Below are 22277 nucleotides of genomic sequence, written 5' to 3'. Positions count from 1 at the left end.
CATGCATACAAAATGATACAATAAAAATCTGCCAAAAGCTTTGCCGACACTTAAAAAGCTCGAAACCCATGGTCAAAAACCATGGGTTTCGAGCTTTTGTTAATCAGAACTTTTATGCAACTTCTCTGACCGGCTATCTTTTCACCTTAGTTCTGAGTAGTTCATCCAGTCCAAAATGTTTCTGCAGCGCATCATGGATCGCTTCATCCCCATCAAGCTCGGTGACCGTTTCCACGTCATTGGCAACAATCTTTAACTGACTGTCAAACACGGTAATACGGCCATCCTCGGTGGGCATGGTGCAGACCAGTGACTGAACAAACAGTGAGGACGGGTGTGTTGAGGTATAATGATTGGCGATGGCATAATCGGAAGAGCAACATTTTTCCGGAGTAAAAGCATAAACCGGCTGAAACCCATCTTTTATCTTATATTCAAGCACATAGCCATAGGTGGGATCAACCGTGATGCGGTGGCTTCGGCCAAAATGTTCCTGTTCCATCCCCGCTTTGATGAGAATGGGAGCCAGTGGTCCGTTTCCCCCGAAACCCACGTCACAAAGCCATAAGTCACCGTCAATTTCCACTAGCATTACCTGGTGGGTTTTTCCTGATTGTTCAAAGCCGTTTCTCCAGACTCTGGCAAAAAGATTACTCACCGAAAAGCCCAGCGTTTCCAGCACATAGGAAAAGAGCCCGTTCATTTCGAAACAATAGCCGCCTCTTCTGTTGGTGACAATTTTTTCAAATACATCATTGATATCAAGTGAAATCGGTTTTTTATTAAAGGCATCGATGTTTTCAAAGGGTATGTTCATAACATGCTTCGTCTGCAGTTCCGTTAATGTTTCAATGGAAGCATCCCTGCCGCCAGTGTAACCGATGCGTTTAAAGTACGCTTCAATGTCAAATAATTCGTTGCTCATATATTTCTCCATTTTCTTGATTGCCAGCTTTTCATCACACTGTTGCTTGCATTTTTACAGTATCTTACCATCAACTGATGGCAATTTCAAGGTGTTCTTGCTAAGTTAAAATGATAAGCTTATGATGCCCCTCTTATTTCATCACCAGAATTAAAACTAAAATGTCTTAAAATTAACGCACTTTTAATCTGGAATTAAAGACGAAACTCGAAATTTTTCATATAATCACAGTAAAATAGCCAGGAGGAATAGTGGGATGAAACAGTTGAATTTTTGCATTGATATTGACGGCACGGTTACCGAAGCCTATGACTGGATTCCAAGGGCAAATGACTATTTCAAAACAAGCATTGCGCCGGAAATGGTCAATGACTATGAAATTCATAAGGCTCTGGGGGTTGAAAGTGAATTATATGATGAATTTTACGGACTTTATGGGGAAATAATGCACGAAGAAGCAAGAATCAGAAGGGGCGTGAAAAAGGTTCTGGATATGCTGTACCAAAAACACAACATCCACTTCGTCACTGCCCGGGAAGCGAAAATGAAACCAGTGACTGAAAAATGGCTGGCCCATCATAAGCTGCCCATGGACAGTCTGTCCCTACTGGGATCCCATAATAAAGTCTCAAAAGCCATGGCATTATCCTGTGATCTGTTCATCGAGGATCGCTACGAAAATGCCGTCCAGCTGGCCGGCTATGGTTTTAATGTGCTACTCATTGACTGTAATTACAATCAGGGCTATTCATATCCGGGCATTACTCGGGTAAATGACTGGCTGGAAATAAACGATCATCTTGAGAACTTTCTGCTTAGCTCTCGCTTCTCGCAAATTGCCGTCTAAAAAATACTTCAATATTCAGAAAAGCAAATATCTCCGGGCAACCGTAGCCGACATCGCCGTGGGCAGTGTCCTGAAGATAACCTACAAATTAAATTCTGAAGAAATTGATTCCATCCAGATCATGAGCATGGCTCAGCCTGGGGGAACCCAGCCAACTGCGGCGGTAACCGTCTGAGCCCCTTTACCCCATAGAAAAGCAATCACTGGACGGTTAACCGTCCAGCGATTGCTTTTTCTTTCAAATTATTTCCCGCTGTTTATCACCTGTGAAGCGCTTAAACTAAACTGTTTTTATGAATGACGATTTTGATGTCGTTATAGCTAAAGCTTTCCGGCAGGGCCAGCTTAATCGGCTTCAGTGCGTCCAGGCCTACGCTTTCAATGGCCGCGAGGATCTGGGTTTCCTTTTCTGGATCAACAAAATCCGACCAGTCCACGTTTTTCCCCTGCTGGTCACAGCGCATTAAATGGCTGATGATGGTGCTCAGGGTCAGTCCTCTTGCGGCTGCGATTTCATCCAGGGGCTGGCCCTGAATAAAGGCTTCGTAGGTCTTTTCATAGGTGCCGCCCCGGGGTTCTTTTTCCACCGGTGTCGCTTCCCGGGGACTGCTGTCCGCTTCCGGTCGCGGTCTAATTTCGATGGGGTTCTCATCCGCAAAGATCTGAATTTCCTGGATAAAAAGATCCCCGTAGTTTTCGAATTTGGCCTGGCCGACACCGTTGATTTTCAGGAAGTCTTCCTTGTTTAAAGGAAAATAAGCGGCCATTTCCTTGAGGCTGGCATCGTGAAAAATCATAAACGGCGGCAGTTCTTTTTCCTGGGACAGGCTGTAACGTAAGGCCTTGAGCTGTAAAAACAAAGCTTCGTCACAGTCGATAACCGCTTTGCCGGTGACCTTGCTCTTGCTTTTAACCGCCTTCATTTCCACCAGATGCTTTTTATGAAAGACTTTTTCCTGGCCCTTTAAGACCTTGGTGGACGCGGCGGTGAGCTTCAATACCGGAAAGTCGTCAGCGGTAACCAGTACATAGCCCTTGGCCACCAGGGTCATGATGATTTCCCGGAGGCTTTCCAGGGTATGCTCCTTCAAGAGGCCATAGGTTGAAAGCTGATCAAGGTTCATGTCCATGATTTTTTTATTGCGTGATCCCCGCAGCACCGAAATCACCATGTTCAGCCCAAAGCGACTGTTCATCCGGTAAATACAGGACAGGATCTTCTGGGCTTCCAGGGTAATATCCATCATTTCCGACTGATCCAGACAGTTCCCGCAGTTCCCGCAATTATCCTCGATGGCGGTTTCGCCGAAATACTCCAGAATTTTCTTGCGCAAACATTCGTTGGTGTGGCAGTAGTCGACCAGGTACTGTAGGTTTTCAAATAACAGCTTTTCCCGTTCCGGAGACGTCTGGTTCATTTGGATCAGCCGTTTCTGCTTGACGATATCCGCCGGCGAATACAAAATGGTGCAGTGGCTGATTTCGCCGTCACGGCCTCCACGGCCGGCTTCCTGATAATAGGCCTCCATGTTCTGGGGCATGTTGTAATGGATGATAAAGCGCACGTCCGGCTTGTTGATGCCCATGCCGAAGGCATTGGTGGCCACCATAATATTGATTTTGTCATGAATGAAGTCATGCTGGTTCTGCTGCCGGGCCTCGGCGCCCATGCCGCCGTGATATGCGGCGGCTGAAAAGCCCTGAGCATTGAGCTTCTGGGCCAGGCCTTCGACGGTTTTCCGGGTGGCGCAGTAAATGATCCCGGAGGCGTTTTCGTAGTTTTTGCGGATGGCATCCCGGACATAGGTAAACTTGTCCCCGGTTTTAACCACCTGATAAATCAAATTGGGGCGGTCAAATCCGATGATGGACTCCACCGGATCCCGGAGCTTCAGCAACTCCTTGATTTCCTGGGTGACCTTGACCGTGGCGGTGGCGGTGTAGGCGGCCACCACCGGCCGGGGCGTCAGGGACTCGATAAAGTTGGGAATGGCTTGGTAATGGGGCCGGAAATCATGGCCCCACTGGCTGATGCAGTGGGCCTCATCCACGGCCACCATGGAAATATTAAGCTGGCGGGCCAGTTCGATAAAGGAATAGGCGCTGAGGCGTTCCGGGGCGATGTACACCAGTTTGTATTGGTTATCCCGGATGCCCGCCATCCGCTCTTCGTAGGTGTGATCGTCCAGGCTGCTGTTTAAAAAGGTGCTGGGAATGCCCATTTCCCCCAGGGCATCCACCTGATCCTTCATCAGCGAAATTAACGGCGAGATCACCAGGGTGACGCCTTCCATCTGGATGGCCGGAAGCTGATAGCACAGCGATTTCCCACCGCCGGTAGGCATAATCCCCAGGACATCCTCACCGCGTAACGCCGCGTTGACGATTTTTTCCTGGCCGTCTTTAAATGTATCGTAGCCAAAATACTGGCTTAGGTTTTGTTTCAGTGTCATATATTCTCCTCAGGACAATCCTAATAATGGATTGTCAGCTTCTATTATATGATAAAAGCCACGCAATGACAAGATTCGGACTCGGGAAAAGATGACCGACCTAAGAAACCAACCCTTTTCATAAATGACGTTTGCTATTCCATTTTTCTCAGCCGATCTACCAGCGATGCTTTATGAAACGCTCTTACTGAAGCACCGGATACAAACACTGGCACCAGCAATGTTACAAGGACATATCCCATAAAATACCAGCTTGGAAACCGATAGTGCATATATGTCGCACCAACGCTGCGCAGCAGATAAACCATCAGATAGCCTGCCCCAGTGCCCAGAATCAGCGTAATGACTAAGTTACCCAGAGCCAGGATTAATCCCTCTCCCTGTATCATCCTCATCAATTGCCGATTGCTCATGCCAATGGACTGAAGCATTGAAAACTCCTGCCGTCTCGAAACAATATTTGTTATCAATGTGTTGATGAGATTGATCAGGCTAAAGCCAATAATAAAAATTGAAAGTCCGAGAATCATCTTATTCAGGAGGGTAAATGATGTTTTATCCAAAATTAGCTGCTCGCTTAGGGTATCCATCGATCCGACAATTGTAAATTCTTTCTCCACTTCCTCAACGCCGTTGAAATAGCGGATGGTAACGATGTCTCCCATTTCAAATTTCCAGCCGAAAATTTCATCCGCTACGGTGTTGTTAGCAATCAGAATCTCATCTTTTGCAATCATCTCGTCATAGTCAAATGAGCCTTCCGCAAGAGCGTCTTTTACATTTTCCTGATTCTCCCTGGTAAACGGGGCAAGACTGTCCGTGGCATTGATTTCGTCCTTGTAATCATAGCTGATTTGGGTTTTATTAAAACTCAATACATCTTTTACGCCGTTAATTCCCTGGATGCTTGCGATGAGTTCATCATTCAGGGGATTGTTCATCTGAATGCCGACATTTCCGTTTTCTACCGTTTGCGTTGCGTTGTAGTCGTAATTTATAACAAATTCACCCCATTGATAAAAGCCCTGTCTTGAATAATCCTCCGGTGTCATCGATACGATAAAGGCAGCTCCGGTGAGTAATAAAACGCCGCCTACCCCCAGCGAGATCATGGTCAGCAGCGTTTTCTTGCGATTCCTCATGGCACTCATCACCGCAAGATTCAGGGGGGTCAGTTTTCTCAGGATCTTTTTGGATTCTTTTTCGCCATTCTGACGGTACTGTGAAAAACCCGATGCCTCAATGGCAGATACCGATGCGGCAAGCTTTGCCGGTTTTCGAATCGATACAAAAACGGTTATCAAATCGGCCAGAAAAATCACTAGGCTTAATATCAGGGTATGCTCCCAATTCCAGCCCTGGGGTTTAATGCAGTAGGCAATCAGCCAGGCGATTAAGAGACCGGATACCGCTCCGGCGATGCACAGGATAATGCCTTCGCGATTGACCAATGCTTTGATCTGTCTTTTTGTTGCCCCCAGCGTCCGCAGCTGCCCATACTGTTGGATTCGGCCAGCCACCGAAAGATAGAAAACGCTGTAGACAACCAACACGCTGACCAGCAGAATGCCGACGCCGACGCCGGCAATCACTAAGACATCGATTGCGGACATTGTTAACGAACTGGAAAAGTTATTATTCTCGTTAATGTTTTTCCGTTCAACCCCGGCATCAGCGCCGATTGTCCGAATAGTTTCGAGAAATGCCTGTTCAGACTGTTTTTCCGCTCCCTGAATTCGGCAAAGAGCCTGATAGGGAATATCCTTTAACTGCGACCCGGCTTCTGCGTATTCTTTTGAGAATAAAACAGGATAAACCTTTGTGACCTCGCCCCCTTCCAGAAATCCGGCAACCACAAACGCCTCTGATTCGCCATCCAGAAAAGTCAATGAAACAGTCTCTCCAATTGACGCCGACAAGCCCATCAAATTCATAAAGGATCGATTGACGGCAATCTCATGGATATTTTGAGGATAGGTTCCTTCACAAATTGAATTTGTCTGAATGGGTTCAGTGATTTCCTCATAATAAACGGGTCTGACCATCCCGCCGTTTATTTCAAATCCCTGGCCTAATTTAGCCAGCGTCAGAAAATCAATCTTTTTTGTGTTTTCCAGTGCTTTTATCTGGGGATCAGCTAAATTTTCATAGATGACATGCTGCATCACCGAAATTTCTTTGTTTCGTTCAACAACCGTTCCTGAATAGGCCAGCGTCATTACACCCAACAGGCCAACCGACAGTGCAATAGTCAGCAGGATGAATATGTTTCTCGTTTTGCTTGTTCTTAAACTCCGTGCGGCGAGATGACCAATGATTCGCTTATTGTTATTCTTGATTTTTTCCCGACGCTTCATCCTTCACATATCCTTCCGTCTTCAATGCGGATAATACGATCTGCCAGCTGGGCAATTTCATTGTTATGGGTAATCATCACCAGGGTCTGCCCGAATTTTTTGATACTCATTTTTAAAAGTCCCAATACTTCCTGGCTGGTTTTGCTGTCCAGATTTCCGGTGGGTTCATCAGCCAGAATAATCGCCGGCTTCGACGCCAACGCCCTGGCAATGGCCACCCGTTGCTGCTGTCCCCCTGAAAGGCCATTGGTAAACCGGGTTTCCGTTCCCTTCAGATGAAGAAGATCAATGATTCCATGAACATATTTTCGATCCGGCTTGTTCCCGTCCAGCTCCAGAGGCAGCACAATATTCTCATAAACATTCAGCATGGGCACAAGATTATAGTTCTGAAACACAAAACCGATTTGCCGCCGTCTGAAAATTGTCAGCTGCTCTTCTTTCATTTTTGAAAGCTCTTTGCCGTTGATCATCACACTTCCTTCGGTGGGAATATCCAAACCGCCCAGCATGTGGAGCAACGTGGATTTCCCGCTTCCTGAAGTCCCGACAATAGCCAGTAATTCGCCTTTATCAACTGACAGATCGACGCCATCCAGGGCCTTCACACAGTTATCGCCGTTGCCGTAATATTTTTTTACGTTTTTTGTTTCTAATATTTTCATTTGCCTTCATCTCCCTTTTTCTTCGTATCTGTAATCGCGAAAGCAAGCTGAGCTATGCGTTTCCCAATTGCCTATTCACAGTATAGCAACACAAACTAACAGAAATATAACCGACTTTCGCAATGGCAATAAAAAAAACGCCCATTCCAACGCTGCTGTTCGGATTGTGCGTTTTCAATTAAAATGCATTTGGCAAAAATACCGAAAAAGTTGATCCTTTGCCGATGACGGATTGCACCATGATGTAGCCATTCTGTTTCTGTATGATTTCACGGGCAAGATAAAGGCCGATTCCGATGCCTTCAATCGCCTGACTTGATTCCTCGCGATAAAACCGCTGGAATATTTTTCCGTAGTGAGCTTCGGGTATTCCCCTGCCCTGGTCGCTGATGTTTATCTTGGTATACATTTCCCATTTTTCAACACTAACCCGAATTCGGCTGTTTTGGGGTGAATATTTTACCGCATTTTCCATGACATTGAATAATGCCTCTGCAGTCCACTTCGGATCGTGGTTTAAGAGACACTGATCCTGACAGAACACTTCAATTGGGATGTTCTTTTTATCCGCAGGCACCGTTATTCCCGATACTGCGGCCGCCAGGGTGTTGAATAAATTTTTTTCTTCCTTTTTCAGCTGAATCAGCCCTGCTTCCAAACGTGACGTTTTCACCATTGACGTTAATAAAAAATCCAGTTTGTCAAGCTGGCTTCCCATTGTTTTCAGGAGTTCGGTTCTCTTGGCATCCGGCAAATCCCGATGCTGGATTGTCTCATGGAGCATTTTTAGATTGGTCATGGGTGTTTTTACCTGATGGGAAATATCGGAAATCAGGCTCTGCAGGGACATTTTCTCTTTAGCAGATTTTTTCCTCTCGGCAGCCAGTATTTCGGCAATGCGCACAATTTTTTGATTGATCCGGGCCATCAGGGTTTCTTCCAGAAAGTTTAAATTATTAATACTTTCGTAACTTTTGTTAAACAGCAAATCCAGATTTTGGTTGATTTCCTCAAAAAAGTCAGCCACAATTCTTTCGGTTCTGCTCATCTGCAAATATAACAGCCAAAGTAAAAAAAGACAAACCAAAACAGAAACTGCGGTTAATACGGGATTATGAAAACACAGAAATAAATAAGACCAGTACCCGATGCAGCATATGGCGGCCGCGAGGAAAATCATCTTATTCTTCATTGGGTTCTCCAATCCATTGATAGCCCATTCCATAAATTGTTTTAATATACTTCATCTCCTTTGAATCTATTTTTGTCCTAATTCGGCTGATCATCATGGTCAAGGCATTTTCATCAACAAAATTTTCGTTGCTGTCCCAAAGTTTTTCCAACAATACCTGTCGCGTCAAAACCATATGACAATTTTTAAGCAGCACGTCTATCATATTGTATTCACTGGTGCTGAGCTCAATCTCTTTTTCCCTGAGGCTAGCTTTTCGTCGGGCAAAGTCAATCACAAGATGGCCATCATCATAGATGTGTTTTCCAATGCCGCCTTTTGTATTTTTTGTGAGCACTGCTATTTTTTTTAAGAAAACACTGATATGAAATGGTTTGGTAATGTAGTCTTCTGCGCCCAATTCAAAACCTTTAAGCATATCGCTTTCCAGGTCATTGGCGGTTAAAAAAACAATGTGGGTCTTAATTGTTTTGCACCATTTTTTGCATAAATCGAATCCGTTACCATCCGGAAGATTCACATCCAAAACGATCAGCTGGAATTTGTTTTGCGCTAATGCTCGGTCTGCCTCTTTAAAATTATAAGCGGAAGAAACGTCATAGCCTTCTGAACTAAGATTATAACCTAATGTTTGATTCATCACTTTATCGTCTTCTACAATCAATATCTTCACACTTACTCACGTCCTTTTTTCCATTTAGGTTTACTTTGCCTATCAAATCAGGGATTGTTATTCACTATTATATGATAAATGCCGGGCAATGACAAGATTGTGAGACAATGCAACTTATTGGTGATCATTGAGAAATTTTGGGACTCCTGTCTGTGTTATTGAAAAAAGCATGGGTATAATTTATTATATATAATTGCGAAAGTGACGTAAGCATTGCAACAAATTTACACGAAACAATTTTTACACTCTAGGGCGACAGTCCGATGAACTGTTCGCATTGACGTTACAAAATTATTTGTATAAAATGACATCAAAGCAATCATTATTCGATTATTTTAATTTTCGCAATCATCTAAAATATCGTTTATTAAGGAGATTTAAAAATGAAAACAGATCATTATCTTAGCAAAGATGCAGCATTTGAATTGGAAATATCCGATTTGATTGAAAAAATAGCAACGACCATTGCAACCGGCGATCAATTGATTGATGTCAGGGTCCATCATTCCCCCTTGCACTATCATCCCTGGCTGCCTGAATTACGCGATAAATTCAGTCTTGAACGGGAATATCTTTTAGCCGAACAATTCATTTTAAACAGAGCCGTCGTCATCTATACCAGACGTGGCACCCTTGGTTTTTCAGGCAGCGGTTTTTTAGAAAATGCCTTGAATGGCCATACAGAACTTCTGAAAAAGGACATCGAGGAACATGGGGTTGATCTGAAATTCACTGCGAATCATGGGTTGACCGACTTTAAAATTAAGCTAGAAGGTATTACAGTCATTAATCTCATGAAGATTCTGTGAAACATGGGTTGTTTTTAGATTGTCACGATAATAACATATTTTCTTCACACAACCGACACATTTCATTTAACCGTTTGTGATAGACTTAAAATATCAATGGCTTTCATCTAATTCAATCGCTTAAAATCAGTGCATGAGTTATTGATTGGTCATGTTTCATATTTTATTTTGAAAGGGGTCCTATTCATGAGTGTTTCATCTATTTCATCCGCAACCAGCACCAGTAGCACTACCTCGCAAACCAATGTTAAAAAACTGGAGGATCAAATTAAAACCCTTCAGGGAAAAATCACAAAAATCAATGCTGGCACCGGCGATGCCGAGACCAAACAAACCCAGGTTCAAGTGATTGAAGCTCAAATTCAACAATTGCAGGCACAGCTTGATCAAATTCAAAAACAGGCTGCCGTAAAACAAGCTGCTCAAACGGATAACCAACAAACTCCTGCCGTTCAGGAACCTCCCAGCACTAATATTTTAGACACATATGCTTAATGCAATACTCAAAAAACCCTTCCAGGGATTACCTGGAAGGGTTTTTTTCTTTATTAAATACAATCTACAGATCAATTTTTTCAAACCGGGCTGCAGATCTGAGGTAGGCCAACACGGTCACCAGTGTAAAGACCACCATCCCGAAGATCAGCACCGCCAGCTGCTGGGGCAGATAGCTGGGATCCAGGGTGTCCAGGGCGATTTTCAGGGCTGGTGTGAGCTGAATGACTGCCTCGGCAGCACCGACAAAGATGGCCATGGCCCCGCAGGCAAAAACATAGGGCAACCCCAGCTTGAAAGCGGTTTTATAAAACATGGTCAGAAAAATCAGGTTGAAAATGGCAAACATGATAAAGACAAGGCCGAACAAGGCTGCATTGGCTTCCATTCCCGCCTGATTTGCGGCGGGGTTCAGGCTGTTTCGCAGCACGGCAAAGGGTATGGAAACCACAATCTGGGCCAGCTCGATAATGACGATGATCCCAAATCTGGCCTTGACTGCTGCCCTTTTGGGAATCGGCAGCAGGGTTGTAAAATACACATCGTTGTTGGCCTGTCCACCCACAAAAATAAAAAAGATTCCCAGGGTCTGGTAGAAAAAGGCGACGTAGTATGGGTAATTGGGAATCAGCAGCATGAACCCCATCAAAAGGAATAGATAACAGGTGGGATGGATGGCAAGTTTAAACTCTTTGTAAATTAAATCCTTCATGCTATGCCTTCCTTTCCATGTGAACCATGATGGCTTCCAAATCCGCCGGGGAACATTTGATGCCCGGCGCCATTTTCAAATCCCGAGTGTTGATCATTCCCGAAAATTCGCCGCGGCGTTGATGAAAACCCATAATCACAGACTTCAACTCCTCGGTGAGGCGGTCCAGCGGTCCTTCTACCAGCCGGTAGGAATCTACGAAGCTGTCTCGGTCCTCGCTGAAAAGAATCGCGCCGTTTTTAATGTAAGTGATGTCATCAGCGCATTTGTCCAGATCCGAAGTGATGTGGGTGGAGAAAAGAATGCTGGCCTGGTTGCCATCCACCACATCCTCAAAAATAGTCAGGATTTCATCCCGGGACACCGGATCCAGCCCGCTGGTAGGCTCATCCAGAATCAGGATTTCGGCATAGTGGGACAGCGCCAGGGCAAGGCTGTATTTCACCTGCATGCCCTGGGACAGCTCCTTGATTTTCTTATTGGGGTCCAGTGCAAACATTTTGAGATAATTCTCATAGGCTTTTTCGTCCCACTGGTCATAAAACCGCTTATACACCCCGGTGATGGTGCCCAGTTTTTTCTGGAGATAATAATCCACGCCGCCAAAGGCAAAGGAAATCCGCTGTTTGATTTCAGCTTCCCGGGTTTGCAAATCCATGCCGAAGTATTGAACCGATCCGCTGTCCGCGTGAACCAGGTTCACCATGGCTTTCAGGGTGGTGGTTTTCCCGGCGCCGTTTCGTCCGATAAACCCCATAATGGTCCCGGCTTTAAGGGTGAAGGACACATCCCTGAGCTTAAATGCCTCATAGCTTTTATTTAAATTTTGAACCGACAGAATGTCTCTTCCATTTTCCATAATATCCTCCATAAGATAAACCGTTTCCAGTTCCATGATAAATTTTGCCCGTTAATCATTTTATGGTTTCAGTTTATCGTCTAAAGGTTTAGAAAAGGTTAAGCGCGGCAACGAAAGTGTGAATAAAGCGATAAAAAAATAAAAAAGCTAAGCGGACGATCATCCCAAATTGCGGTTTAACAGTTCACCGAATCAGGCTTATCAATCGAGCTTTCAACAATGCGCTGTAATATTTTTGCAGCAGCAAAAGTCAAACCCATAACCCCGACATAGATTAAAATTAAATTAAAACTCAGTTTGTCATAAAGCTGGCCGAAAATAACCTGGCCAACGGGCATAAAGGCCATGGATAAAGCTGCGGTCAGGGCCATGGTCTTCCCCATTATGGTTTGGGGAACCTGCAGCTGAATGAACGTCAAGGCTTGAATATTAACATTGGCTACGAGAAACATGAGAATAAAGCCAAAGCATGTGAATAACACATAAGCGGTTAAATGCATTGAGCTCTTGCCTAGTAACCAGGGCGTAAGGCACAGACCCATTCCTAAAATAGCAATTCCCATTAACACAAAGAAGCGATGAAGCTTTTCAAAAGGATTGTATTTGGCAATCAACGTCGACAGAATGGCTCCCAAAATCATGCCAATACCGAGAATGCCTTCAGAGAAGCCGTACATTTCATCGGTTACCCCTAAAATAATCTTCTCCACATAGGGAACCCCAACCGTGTAGAGAGGTGTCATAAAAAGGTTGAGCCCGGCGGCGAAAAAAAGGATGGTTAACACTATCGGTTTATCCTCATACAGAAATTTCAAGGTTTCCTTGATATCCGTGATGTAGGTTGTCATTGCCGATCCGGTCATTTTAATTTTTTCATAGGGAATGGTTAAAAATAATTCCATCACAGCCGATGCAAAAAAACTGATCATGTTTATCATCAGAACAACCTTAAGCCCAAAGAAACCGTATAGAAATCCTGCGGCAATGGGTCCCAGGAGCATGGTCAGGGCACTGATCTGGCTCACCATGCTGTTGCCGGCGGTATAATGCTCTTTGGCAATCACACTGGGGATACTTGCCCGAACGGTTGGCTCGTAAATGCTGCTAATGGTGGACAAAACAAACATCAAAATCGCAATCCACAGGATTTGATTGTCATTTCCATAGATGAAAACAGCAAAACCGCCAATGATGATACTGCAGCAAAAATCCAGGATTACCATGATTCGCCCCTTATCCATCCGATCGGCAATGGCCCCGCCAATAGGCGCCAGGATAATGGTGGGAAGGATTGCCAGAGATATAATCAAGGCGAACAAAGACGCGGATCCGGTAAGCTCCAGAATGTACAGAGAGAAAGCAAACCGTTGGATGGCATTGCCGAACATGCTGATTAACTGACCGATGGTGATAATGGTGAAGTTCTTATTGAATAATGTTTTCTCTTTCACGTGACCTCCTAAAATTAAGTGAACTTTAGTTCATTTATACTTAAAAGTATAAATCACAAAATAGCATCTGTCAATAAATAATGAACTAAAGTTCATTATTTATTGACATCTCTTCCTTACCCTCCATATTAATAAAAATTATTTGGAATATCCAGAAAGGTTTTAAAATAAATATTGTTGTTCCCAACTGGTCTGTTGTTACAGTCAGCCTTTTTTATTTTTTAAGCAACCATTTTTAGTGCATACCAATAATTAATCGATTTAGATTATTTATCTATTGACATATTTTATCTATGGATGTATTATGTCTACAGAATTAAAATAAAGGATGTGAAAAAATGAAAGTAACCAGTGGTGTAGAACAGGCCGTCTGCATTTTGTTAATGCTGGCTTCACAAAAAGACGGATTACCTTTAAAAAGCGTTACCCTAAGCACCCGGCTTCAGGTATCCGATTCTTATCTAAAAAAAGTTTTACGGAAGTTAGTAATTGGTGGGCTGATTAATTCAAATGCATCGAAAACCGGTGGTTTTACCCTTGCAAAACCCGATGATTCGATTACTCTATTAGACGTTTTCGAGGCTATTGAAGGTTCGGATCCCTTTTTTGTTCCTTCCAGTCTGGTTGAGAAAGTTTTCTTAATGCCGGAAACAATTGAAAAAAAGAAAAATACTGTGATCACGATTCTTACTGAAGCTGAGACCTTATTTAAAAATCGCCTGATTGAATGCTCTCTCAGACAACTAAGGTATTATGACGAAAGTAATAATCTTGGAACCGTTGACTGGAATGCAATTGTCGAAAACAGTGCTTGTATAAAAGGAGGTACCAGCCATGCTGAAAAATGAATTCCAAAATCTTAAAGACAATAAATTTTTAATTGTGCTGATCATTGTCCTTTCCCTTGTTCCAACCTTGTATACAACGATTTTTTTATCCTCTGTTTGGGATCCCTATTCCAAACTCAGCCAATTACCGGTGGCTCTTGTCAACGAAGATAAAGCTTACAGCTACGAGAACAATACCCTTAACATTGGAGCGGAATTAACCAAAACTCTTAAAGATGAACAGCCCCTTGACTTTCAGTCTGTTGATTCTCAAACCGCCCAGAATGGTTTGAAAAACGGCGACTATTATATGGTCGTTACCGTCCCTGAAGATTTTTCCAAGAATGCCTCTACGCTGATGGATTCCGACCCACAACCCATGGTGCTTGCCTATGAAATCAATCCTGGTGAAAATTTATTTGCCTCCAAAATTGGTGTCACCGCTGCGACTGCCATTAAAAACAGTGTTTCTGATAAAGTCACTCGAACCTATACAGAAGTCATTTTCAATCAACTGTCGGCTTTAAAAACCGGTATGAAGCAGGCAGCCGATGGGGCAACAGCTATCAATGACGGATCAGAACAGCTAGAAAACGGCAATCAACAGATTACTGCAAATCTCACGAAATTATCTGACAGCTCGCTTACATTCAGCGACGGCGCCAAAACCTTTTCAGTTGGTCTTTCTCAATATACCGCTGGGGTGGGACAGCTCAATCAGGGACTCCAGCAGCTCAACAGTCAGCTGCCAACCCTGACCAGCGGTATCAGTCAGATTCAGTCCGGTACAAGCCAGCTGAACACAGGAATTGGCCAGTATACTGCCGGTGTCGCAAGGCTCGCGAACGGCGGTCAGGAACTATCCGCTTTCAGTGACAGCCTCAATGCCGGCATTATCTCAGAAGCCAATGGCATCAACCAGATTAAAGCCGTTAATGATCAACTGCTGACGTCCCTGGCACAAAATCCGCTCCAGGCTGGGACCACGGATTTTTCAGGTATCAACGACAGTGCCATCGCTATCCAGACAAACACAGCCAGCATCCAAAACGATCTTGGTTCATTGGATGCTGTCATTGAAACCCTTAAAACTTCTGAAGATCCCCAGACACAGACCCAGGCAAATACTTTAGCAAGCCTTCGAAGCAGTCTTGCCGACAGCAGTAATTCCATTGATGATTCTGTGAGCACTATTCAGGAACAAAGCAATTCAAGCCCTGAGACGGCTGCGACTGGAAATACTCAACAGCTTATTCAGACTCTGACCGCGATGAATCAAGGTTTGGAACAGCTCCAACAGGGAATGAACGATGAAAATGCCGGTCTGATTTCAGGAGCCGAGCAATATACCAACGGTGTAAACAGCGTTGCCGCCGGTTTGCAGGCACTAAATGATCAGTCTGAAACACTGATGTCGGGTTCAGGCGAACTGACAGGCGCCATGAACCAGCTGAATAACCAAATCCCTCTCCTGACCAGCGGAGTTGTGAAACTGGCTGATGGTTCTTCTTTGCTTAGTGCAAGCTCTAACCAGCTAATCTCCGGAGCCAGTCAGCTGGCAAATGGGGCCCAGCAAATCAGCAGTGGCTCTTCTCAGCTGGCGACCGGTTCGCAAACCCTGGGAAACGGAATTGTTGCTCTTAAAGATGGTAGTCAGTTACTGGCCGGAAAAATGTCTGATGGCGCTGAAGCCCTTGCAGCGGTCAACACCGATGACGACAACATCGAAATGTTTGTGTCTCCCACAACCGCTGATGAAGAAAGTTTTTCAACGGTAAATAACAACGGTACCAGTATGGCGCCTTATATCATCTCGGTAGCGCTTTATCTGGGTGCCATGGCATTCTGTCTCTTCTATCCCTTGTACGATAAAAAGGACAAACCGAAAAATGGCATAAAATACTGGCTGAGCAAATCCTTTATCTTGTTCACGGTGAGCACGCTGCAATCCATAATAGCCATCACTGCATTGATGGCCATCAACCGACTTTCGCCCATTAATGTGGCAGCCTCCTTTTTTATTGCCTGGATCACTTCCCTGTGCTTTATGTCGTTCACCAGTTTTTTGAAAGTCACCTTAGATGAAGCAGGCAGCTTCATCGCATTGATCTTTCTCATCCTGCAGTTAAGCGGTTCCGGCGGCGTTTATCCGATTGAACTGTCTAACAGTTTTTTCCAGATAATACATCCATACCTGCCCATGACTTACACGATTGAGGCACTCAAACAGACGCTTTCCATTGGCGACATCGGTAGCGGCATTGGTCAATACATTTTCGTATTACTTTGCATCATTATGGTCTTTGCCCTGTTAACCGGTCTGAGCTATGTCTATCGAACAAAGAAAGATCTAACTCAAAGCGGTGCTCAATTAAAAAGTCAATCGAATCTTTATTAATCCAAAATCTTGAAAACCCGAAAGCCCAGAAGCCTGTTAGCAGGTTTCTGGGCTTCTATTTTTCTTTTCCTCTATTTTACTTGATCCGTCAATAAATAATGAATTTTAGTTCATTATTTATTTTGAGACTTGCAAAATAAGCTGTTTCATACTATGCTTTAGATGAAGTTTTAGAGAGTACACAGGAGTTGAAAATGGAAAAAGAGAAAAAAATTCAGGAACGAACGGTTATCAACCGTCAGAAAATAATTGTGGCTGCCAAAGAACTGTTTAATACCAAAGGATACTTCAACACCAACACCAAAGAGATTGCCAAACTAGCAGGGGTTTCAACCGGCAGCTTCTATAACTATTTTCCTGACAAGCTGGAAGTTTTTCAGGAAATTATGACCATCCATATTAATAAAAATTATTCAGATTTAGCTGAATTGATCAAGAAGCTTGATGAGCGGCCGGAACTAGCCAGAGATAGTCTGTCTGACTATATTCGGACTGGCATGGCCGCCGCCTACAAAAGCATGGTTTTGTTTCAGAATTATGAAAGCATCGCTATGACTAAACCGGAATTAAGAGATCGGGTAAATGACGTTTCGAATAAAATCATGACTGCTCTTTACACCTTCTGTAAAGAAAGTCCCCATGTGAAAAAACGGATTTCTCCTTTAGTGATGTCGCAAATGTCCTATTTTCTAGTTCAGGGTATTTCCGAATATTTGGCAAAACTTCCTGAAGATGTCGATAAAAGTGACTATGAAGAACAATTGGTAGAAATCGCACACTGGTATTTGTTCGGTAACTAAAAATCAGCCGACCCTATACTAATACTAACTCTTGAAAATATCTGATCAAAATATGGCGAACAAGAAATTAACGAGGCTAAGAAGCCTGCTTATCTATCAGGCATCAAAGCAACAGTTTTCTTTGTCACCAATCAATCATTTATTCTATTATTTTAACTATTTTATAAGCAGCAAGCAGACCTAAAACAACAACGCAATACACAACCATGTTCACTGTAAAAAGCGTGTTTTTGCCAAACCACGCAATCACAATAAAAACAGCCATGACCCCTCCGCCGGCTAATCCGCCGAGCATAAACCTTTTGGGTTTGCTTAAATGTTTTTCTTTTTTGGGATTCAGAGCCGTTTTACAAATGATCTCAACAAATATAAAGGCAGCGATAATATTAATCCCAAATAACAGAATAGATGAGGCAGTAATTGGCATTTGAAAATTCAAGGGCTGACCAGAGATGATAGCGCCCAGGAGATTAATGATTTCTTTAGATAAAATGAGGTTGATTCCTCCCAGAATAGCGGCACATAAAAAAAAGGTTTCACAGAAATCCAGGATCCGCTCTTTTCGGGTCCTTTTTGGCAGATTTTCGATCACCTCGTCGCAAAATGTTTTATAATCTTCACCGATCACCGATTGAATGCTTTCCCCGCGATCTTGGGCGGATAAAACCATTTCCAGCAAATCCCTTCTGACGATTTCCTGATAATAATCTGATATATTTGCTACTCGCAGATAACAAACGATGTCCGTCATTATACTTGAGCTCTCTTCATTTATTTCTTTATCCAGTTCATTATTGCTTTTATTCAGCATTTTCACATTCATTGATTTTCCGTCTCCTTTTCTGCAAATACTCGATTAACCCCAGTTTCAAGTTCCTGCCAGTTTTCTAAAAATGCATGGAGTTCCTTTTTGCCTGATGCTGTTATGGAAAAATACTTTCGTTTGGGTCCACAGGAAGACTCCCGATACTGAGCACAAATTAAATCATTCTTTTCAAGACGAAGCAAAACTGGATAGATCGTTCCCTCAGCAATGGGAGAAAAACCATATTCCAGTAATTTCTGAGCTATTTCATACCCATAGGTTTCATTCCGACTGATTATCTTTAGAATACAGCCTTCAAGTATACCTTTTAACATTTGTGATGGGATCATTAATATGCCGCCTCTTTTCTAGTTGCTACTAAGCATTGCAAAGTACCGTAGCTATAGTGTAATGCCTAGTAGCCAGGATGTCAAGCGGTTAATTTGAAAAAGCCCAACGATGTAAGGGCATTTCCTTAAACCAATACCCTTGCCGCAAGTCACGGCTGCCGAGGTTTGTAAAAACTGGTCCAAAAGGAATAAAACCCTTGACTCTTTTTCTAATGCATTTTATAATTAAACCCATGGTTCAATTATTAAAACGGAGGTTTACTGTGGGCAGACGAAAAAAAGAATTAACGGAGTTTCACCGGGACAGTATTATCCAGGTGGCAGAAACACTTTTTGAAAAAAATGGTATTGAAAAAACCACCATGAATGACATTGCCCGGGAAGCGGACTACAGCAAGGCGACCTTGTATGTGTATTTTAAAAATAAAGAAGAAATTGTCAATTGCATTATCCTGAACAGTATGAAGATGCTGTACGATCGCATTCAAATTGCCATTCACAATGACAATGATCTGTATGGAAAATATTACGGAATCTGCAATGAATTAACCGTCTATTGTGACGACTATCCCTTGTATTTTGAAACAGTGCTCCAGGAAATCAATGTGGATTTTGAAGACCAAAACACACCACCGGTTTTTAAAGATATTTTTGATATTGGGGAACAGATCAACGAAGAGCTTGGGGCTTTTTTTCAGGACGGCATGGACCGGGGTATTTTTCGTCCGGATCTTCAAATCCCCCAGGTGGTCTTTATTTTCTGGTCCAGTCTATCCGGGATCATTCATATGGCATTTAAGAAACAAAAATATATTGAACAAGCTATGGGGGTCACAAAACAAGCTTTCTTAAAATACAGTTTTGACACCCTGCTTCGTTCAATTCTAACGGAGGAAAAAAAGAATGCATAAAATAAAACGGCCTATAATTTTTATTCTAATTTCAGCTGCCATCATTGGAATTCTGGCTTTTGCATGTTATTTAAATGATGTCAGCAATTATAAAAAAGCGGTTGCTGACATCACTTACGCCGACATTGATATAGCCAATATCCCCGATGGTGTTTATGACGGCGCCTATGATGTTGGCTATATATCGGCCAAAGTTGAAGTTTTAATCAATAACGGCACCATCGAAAAAATCAACCTGATTGAACACAAAAATGAAAAGGGCTCTGCTGCCGAAGTGATTACCGATAACATCATACAGGAACAGAAAATCGATGTGGATGCCATTTCAGGTGCAACGAATTCAAGCCGGGTGATTAAAAAAGCGGTTGAAAATGCACTGATCCAAAAATAACTCCGTTTTAGGGGGCTTCGCTAAGCTTATATAATCGGCCCTGATAATCAACGATCAAAAGTTCATTTTGATCATCCAGTCCGAAGGATGAAATACTCAGATCCGTGTCCAGGAGTTCATAATTATGAGGGCTTCTGTTCTGGTCCAGCCAGAGTCCCCAGATCTTACCGGATCCAAAATCTCCGTAAACATAGGTGCCCACTAAACTGGGGTTCTCATTTCCGTAATACACATAACCTCCGGTAATGGACTGCCCCTGGGCGCGGTCGTATTCCCACACCGGCATAGTCAGGGTATCTTTGTTCACATCCGGATTCGGGGCGTAGTCAAGGGATCCTTCCATAAGATTCCAGCCAAAGTTGCCGCCATTTTCAATGATGTCGATTTCTTCCCTCTTCCCCTGCCCGACATCTGCCGCAATCAACAGTTCCCGACACGGATCAAAACTGAACCGCCAGGGGTTTCGCAGACCCAGGGCATAAATTTCCGGGGCATAACCTTCGCTGTTATTATAGAAGGGATTGTCCGATGGGATGCCATAAGGAGTATCATTCTGGGGCTGGTCCACATCAATTCGCAGAATTTTTCCCAGCAGTACCCCGGGATTCTGGGCGTTGTTCTGGGGGTCACCGGCAGAACCGCCGTCACCGGTGGCAATGTAGAGATAGCCGTCGGGACCAAAGGCCAGCTGTCCGCCATTATGATTGGGATACGGCTGGGAAAAGGATAACAGCACCACTTCACTGCTGGGATCCGCAACGCCCTCATTATTAGGATCCAGGCTGTATCGGGCGATGACACTGCTATTTTCATTGGTGTAATTCACATAAAAATAGTGATTCTCGACAAAGTTCGGGTGAAAGGCCAGCCCGAGCAGGCCTTTTTCACTTCCCCCGGTATCAATGCGGTCACTTAAATCCAAAAACACCTCCGCAGCTTCGACAGCGGTATTATCCGGGAAGACTTTAATTTTGCCGGTGCGCTCCACCACAAAAATTCTGTTGGAATTATCCCCGGCGCCGGTTGCGTAAAGGGGCTGTTCGAATGATAAATTCGGATAGGCCGGGACCAGGCTATAGTTCAGCGGCTGAAACGGGGTATCATAAATGGACCCATCTTGGAATTTTTCGCATATTGTTTCAGGTGCTGTCTGGTCCGCCACTGTCGCCGCCGGTGCATCGGACTCCAACGATTCAGAGCTGTTTGGAACAGGAGTACAGCCCACTAAAAATACCGCCATGATTAAAATCATCAGCTTCTTCATTATTCCAATTCTCCTTTTCCCGGGATATAATAAGACCCCAACCGCTTTCTTACAGATCCACGCTATTCTTACCGATCTATTTACCCTTTTTCACCATTATCAAACCCCAGATGATGAGCGGACATTTCATCATTCAGCCACCTAAATAATTAAATTATTTGACAAAAACAAAAGATTAGTTCAGACTAAAACTAACGAACAGAATTTTTATGGAAACACGATGCAAATATTGACAAAAGTTATGAGAAAATGATTAAGGGCTATATTTTAATTTTAAATGGTTATAATAAATAAAACAGGTAATTGCAAAAGTACCGTGAGTTTTTCAATCAGTTTCGCACGAAACAATTTTTACACAGCAGGTTGTACAGTTCGATGAACTGTTCGCCTGCACGTTACAAAATCGTTTGTGGAAATTGCTCGTTAAACTGCAATTGTTAGATCTTTATGAATTTCACAATTACCGAAAATTAAAAGATTGGAGAAAAAAATGGGAAAATTATTATATCAGGGCCACGGCAGCTATCGGATTGTATCCGACAAGGGGACTGTTATCTACGTGGATCCCTACGCCGGGGAAGGTTACTATCTGCCTGCCGACATTGTGCTGGTGAGCCATGAGCATGCCGACCATAATCAATTAATCCTAATACACCAAAAAAAAGACTGTGTGGTCCTGCGACCGGAAAATATTTTCGTTGACGGTGTTTACGGCAGCCGGACGATTGAGGATATTGCCATTCAGGCGGTGCCAGCCTACAATGATAAGCACGATCGCAGCAAGTGCGTTGGCTATATCATTGAAGTAGATGGCGTCAAAGTCTATGCCTCCGGGGATACTTCCTGCACCGACTATATGAAGCATGTTTTATCCCGAGAAAAAATTGATTATGCCTTATTACCCATCGATGGGATTTTTAACATGAATCCGAAAGAAGCCTCTGCCTGCGCGGAAGTTCTGGGTGCTGCCCACACCATCCCCATTCATATGGAACCCGGGGCTCTGTTTGATCGAAAAAAAGCGGAAAGCTTTGTAACAAAGAGCAGACTCATCATGGAACCCAAAGAAGAAATTGAACTGTAAAATCATTTG

Annotated in this window: 22 protein-coding genes; 10 read left to right on the top strand and 12 right to left on the bottom strand. The window is 43.5% G+C overall.

The window, feature by feature from the left end; genetic code table 11:
• Positions 1 to 133: 133 nt before the first annotated feature.
• Positions 134 to 925 (bottom strand): arylamine N-acetyltransferase family protein, encoded by a 792-nt coding sequence (locus AKG39_RS13305; protein WP_050740890.1) that lies wholly within the window; start codon positions 923 to 925, stop codon positions 134 to 136.
• A gap of 256 nt (positions 926 to 1181) precedes the next feature.
• Here AKG39_RS13305 and AKG39_RS13300 point away from each other — a divergent pair, with 256 nt between their 5' ends.
• Positions 1182 to 1772: a 5' nucleotidase, NT5C type gene (locus AKG39_RS13300; protein WP_050740889.1), complete on the top strand. Its 591-nt coding sequence runs from the start codon at positions 1182 to 1184 to the stop codon at positions 1770 to 1772.
• The gene (locus AKG39_RS13295) at positions 1762 to 1947 is read left to right on the top strand and encodes a hypothetical protein (protein WP_050740888.1); all 186 of its coding nucleotides are present in this window, start codon (positions 1762 to 1764) and stop codon (positions 1945 to 1947) included. Before AKG39_RS13300 ends, AKG39_RS13295 begins: the two co-directional genes overlap by 11 nt.
• A gap of 100 nt (positions 1948 to 2047) precedes the next feature.
• Here the strand turns inward: AKG39_RS13295 and recQ are convergent, their stop codons facing one another.
• The 5 genes from recQ to AKG39_RS13270 form a co-directional block, all read right to left on the bottom strand.
• Positions 2048 to 4225 carry a DNA helicase RecQ gene (gene recQ / locus AKG39_RS13290; protein ID WP_050740887.1) on the bottom strand — a complete coding sequence of 726 codons (2178 nt, stop codon included), beginning with the start codon at positions 4223 to 4225 and terminating at the stop codon, positions 2048 to 2050.
• 134 nt (positions 4226 to 4359) lie between these two features.
• A complete protein-coding gene (locus AKG39_RS13285) occupies positions 4360 to 6582 on the bottom strand; it encodes an ABC transporter permease (RefSeq protein ID WP_050740886.1) in 2223 nt (740 codons plus the stop codon).
• Positions 6579 to 7247 carry an ABC transporter ATP-binding protein gene (locus tag AKG39_RS13280; RefSeq protein ID WP_050740885.1) on the bottom strand — a complete coding sequence of 223 codons (669 nt, stop codon included), beginning with the start codon at positions 7245 to 7247 and terminating at the stop codon, positions 6579 to 6581. The genes AKG39_RS13285 and AKG39_RS13280 overlap by 4 nt, the downstream gene beginning before the upstream one ends.
• A gap of 178 nt (positions 7248 to 7425) precedes the next feature.
• Complete coding sequence (locus AKG39_RS13275) at positions 7426 to 8439, bottom strand: sensor histidine kinase (RefSeq protein WP_050740884.1); 1014 nt, start codon at positions 8437 to 8439, stop codon at positions 7426 to 7428.
• A complete protein-coding gene (locus AKG39_RS13270) occupies positions 8429 to 9112 on the bottom strand; it encodes a response regulator transcription factor (protein WP_050740883.1) in 684 nt (227 codons plus the stop codon). Before AKG39_RS13270 ends, AKG39_RS13275 begins: the two co-directional genes overlap by 11 nt.
• Positions 9113 to 9495: 383 nt before the next feature.
• Here AKG39_RS13270 and AKG39_RS13265 point away from each other — a divergent pair, with 383 nt between their 5' ends.
• Both AKG39_RS13265 and AKG39_RS13260 read left to right on the top strand, forming a co-directional pair.
• On the top strand, positions 9496 to 9921 hold the full coding sequence (locus AKG39_RS13265) for a hypothetical protein (RefSeq protein ID WP_050740882.1): 426 nt from the start codon (positions 9496 to 9498) through the stop codon (positions 9919 to 9921).
• A gap of 186 nt (positions 9922 to 10107) precedes the next feature.
• The gene (locus AKG39_RS13260) at positions 10108 to 10416 is read left to right on the top strand and encodes a FlxA-like family protein (protein ID WP_050740881.1); all 309 of its coding nucleotides are present in this window, start codon (positions 10108 to 10110) and stop codon (positions 10414 to 10416) included.
• Positions 10417 to 10480: 64 nt separating this feature from the next.
• Here the strand turns inward: AKG39_RS13260 and AKG39_RS13255 are convergent, their stop codons facing one another.
• The 3 genes from AKG39_RS13255 to AKG39_RS13245 all read right to left on the bottom strand — a co-directional run bounded on the left by AKG39_RS13255 (position 10481) and on the right by AKG39_RS13245 (position 13438).
• On the bottom strand, positions 10481 to 11128 hold the full coding sequence (locus tag AKG39_RS13255) for an ABC-2 transporter permease (RefSeq protein WP_050740880.1): 648 nt from the start codon (positions 11126 to 11128) through the stop codon (positions 10481 to 10483).
• A 1-nt stretch (position 11129) separates the two neighbouring features.
• Positions 11130 to 11987 carry an ABC transporter ATP-binding protein gene (locus AKG39_RS13250; protein ID WP_050740879.1) on the bottom strand — a complete coding sequence of 286 codons (858 nt, stop codon included), beginning with the start codon at positions 11985 to 11987 and terminating at the stop codon, positions 11130 to 11132.
• A gap of 176 nt (positions 11988 to 12163) precedes the next feature.
• Entirely contained in the window at positions 12164 to 13438 is a 1275-nt protein-coding gene (locus AKG39_RS13245) for an MFS transporter (protein WP_050740878.1), read from the bottom strand.
• Between the two features lie 338 nt (positions 13439 to 13776).
• On the opposite strand from AKG39_RS13245, the gene AKG39_RS13240 reads away from it, so the two are divergent.
• The 3 genes from AKG39_RS13240 to AKG39_RS13230 all read left to right on the top strand — a co-directional run bounded on the left by AKG39_RS13240 (position 13777) and on the right by AKG39_RS13230 (position 17463).
• Positions 13777 to 14286: an Rrf2 family transcriptional regulator gene (locus tag AKG39_RS13240; protein WP_050740877.1), complete on the top strand. Its 510-nt coding sequence runs from the start codon at positions 13777 to 13779 to the stop codon at positions 14284 to 14286.
• On the top strand, positions 14273 to 16663 hold the full coding sequence (locus AKG39_RS13235; RefSeq protein WP_050740876.1) for a YhgE/Pip domain-containing protein: 2391 nt from the start codon (positions 14273 to 14275) through the stop codon (positions 16661 to 16663). The genes AKG39_RS13240 and AKG39_RS13235 overlap by 14 nt, the downstream gene beginning before the upstream one ends.
• A 194-nt stretch (positions 16664 to 16857) precedes the next feature.
• Positions 16858 to 17463, top strand: coding sequence for a TetR/AcrR family transcriptional regulator (locus AKG39_RS13230; protein WP_050740875.1), 606 nt, complete (start codon positions 16858 to 16860; stop codon positions 17461 to 17463).
• Positions 17464 to 17602: 139 nt separating this feature from the next.
• Here AKG39_RS13230 and AKG39_RS13225 read toward each other — a convergent pair whose 3' ends face one another.
• Complete coding sequence (locus tag AKG39_RS13225; protein WP_050740874.1) at positions 17603 to 18286, bottom strand: DUF1129 domain-containing protein; 684 nt, start codon at positions 18284 to 18286, stop codon at positions 17603 to 17605.
• Positions 18283 to 18618 (bottom strand): PadR family transcriptional regulator, encoded by a 336-nt coding sequence (locus AKG39_RS13220; protein WP_050740873.1) that lies wholly within the window; start codon positions 18616 to 18618, stop codon positions 18283 to 18285. Before AKG39_RS13220 ends, AKG39_RS13225 begins: the two co-directional genes overlap by 4 nt.
• A 263-nt stretch (positions 18619 to 18881) precedes the next feature.
• On the opposite strand from AKG39_RS13220, the gene AKG39_RS13215 reads away from it, so the two are divergent.
• Together AKG39_RS13215 and AKG39_RS13210 are read left to right on the top strand one after the other, a co-directional pair.
• Positions 18882 to 19529, top strand: a complete 648-nt coding sequence (locus AKG39_RS13215; RefSeq protein WP_050740872.1) for a TetR/AcrR family transcriptional regulator — start codon at positions 18882 to 18884, stop codon at positions 19527 to 19529.
• A complete protein-coding gene (locus AKG39_RS13210; protein WP_050740871.1) occupies positions 19522 to 19920 on the top strand; it encodes an FMN-binding protein in 399 nt (132 codons plus the stop codon). The genes AKG39_RS13215 and AKG39_RS13210 overlap by 8 nt, the downstream gene beginning before the upstream one ends.
• Before the next feature lie 7 nt (positions 19921 to 19927).
• Here the strand turns inward: AKG39_RS13210 and AKG39_RS13205 are convergent, their stop codons facing one another.
• On the bottom strand, positions 19928 to 21184 hold the full coding sequence (locus tag AKG39_RS13205) for a PQQ-dependent sugar dehydrogenase (protein ID WP_201780280.1): 1257 nt from the start codon (positions 21182 to 21184) through the stop codon (positions 19928 to 19930).
• Between the two features lie 490 nt (positions 21185 to 21674).
• On the opposite strand from AKG39_RS13205, the gene AKG39_RS13200 reads away from it, so the two are divergent.
• Complete coding sequence (locus tag AKG39_RS13200) at positions 21675 to 22268, top strand: MBL fold metallo-hydrolase (RefSeq protein ID WP_050740870.1); 594 nt, start codon at positions 21675 to 21677, stop codon at positions 22266 to 22268.
• Positions 22269 to 22277: the final 9 nt, after the last annotated feature.

It is taken from the genome of Acetobacterium bakii, assembly GCF_001263355.1.
GTDB lineage: Bacteria > Bacillota > Clostridia > Eubacteriales > Eubacteriaceae > Acetobacterium > Acetobacterium bakii.
Note: the sequence above shows the minus strand (reverse complement) of the source record. Positions and strands in the feature narration are given on the sequence as shown.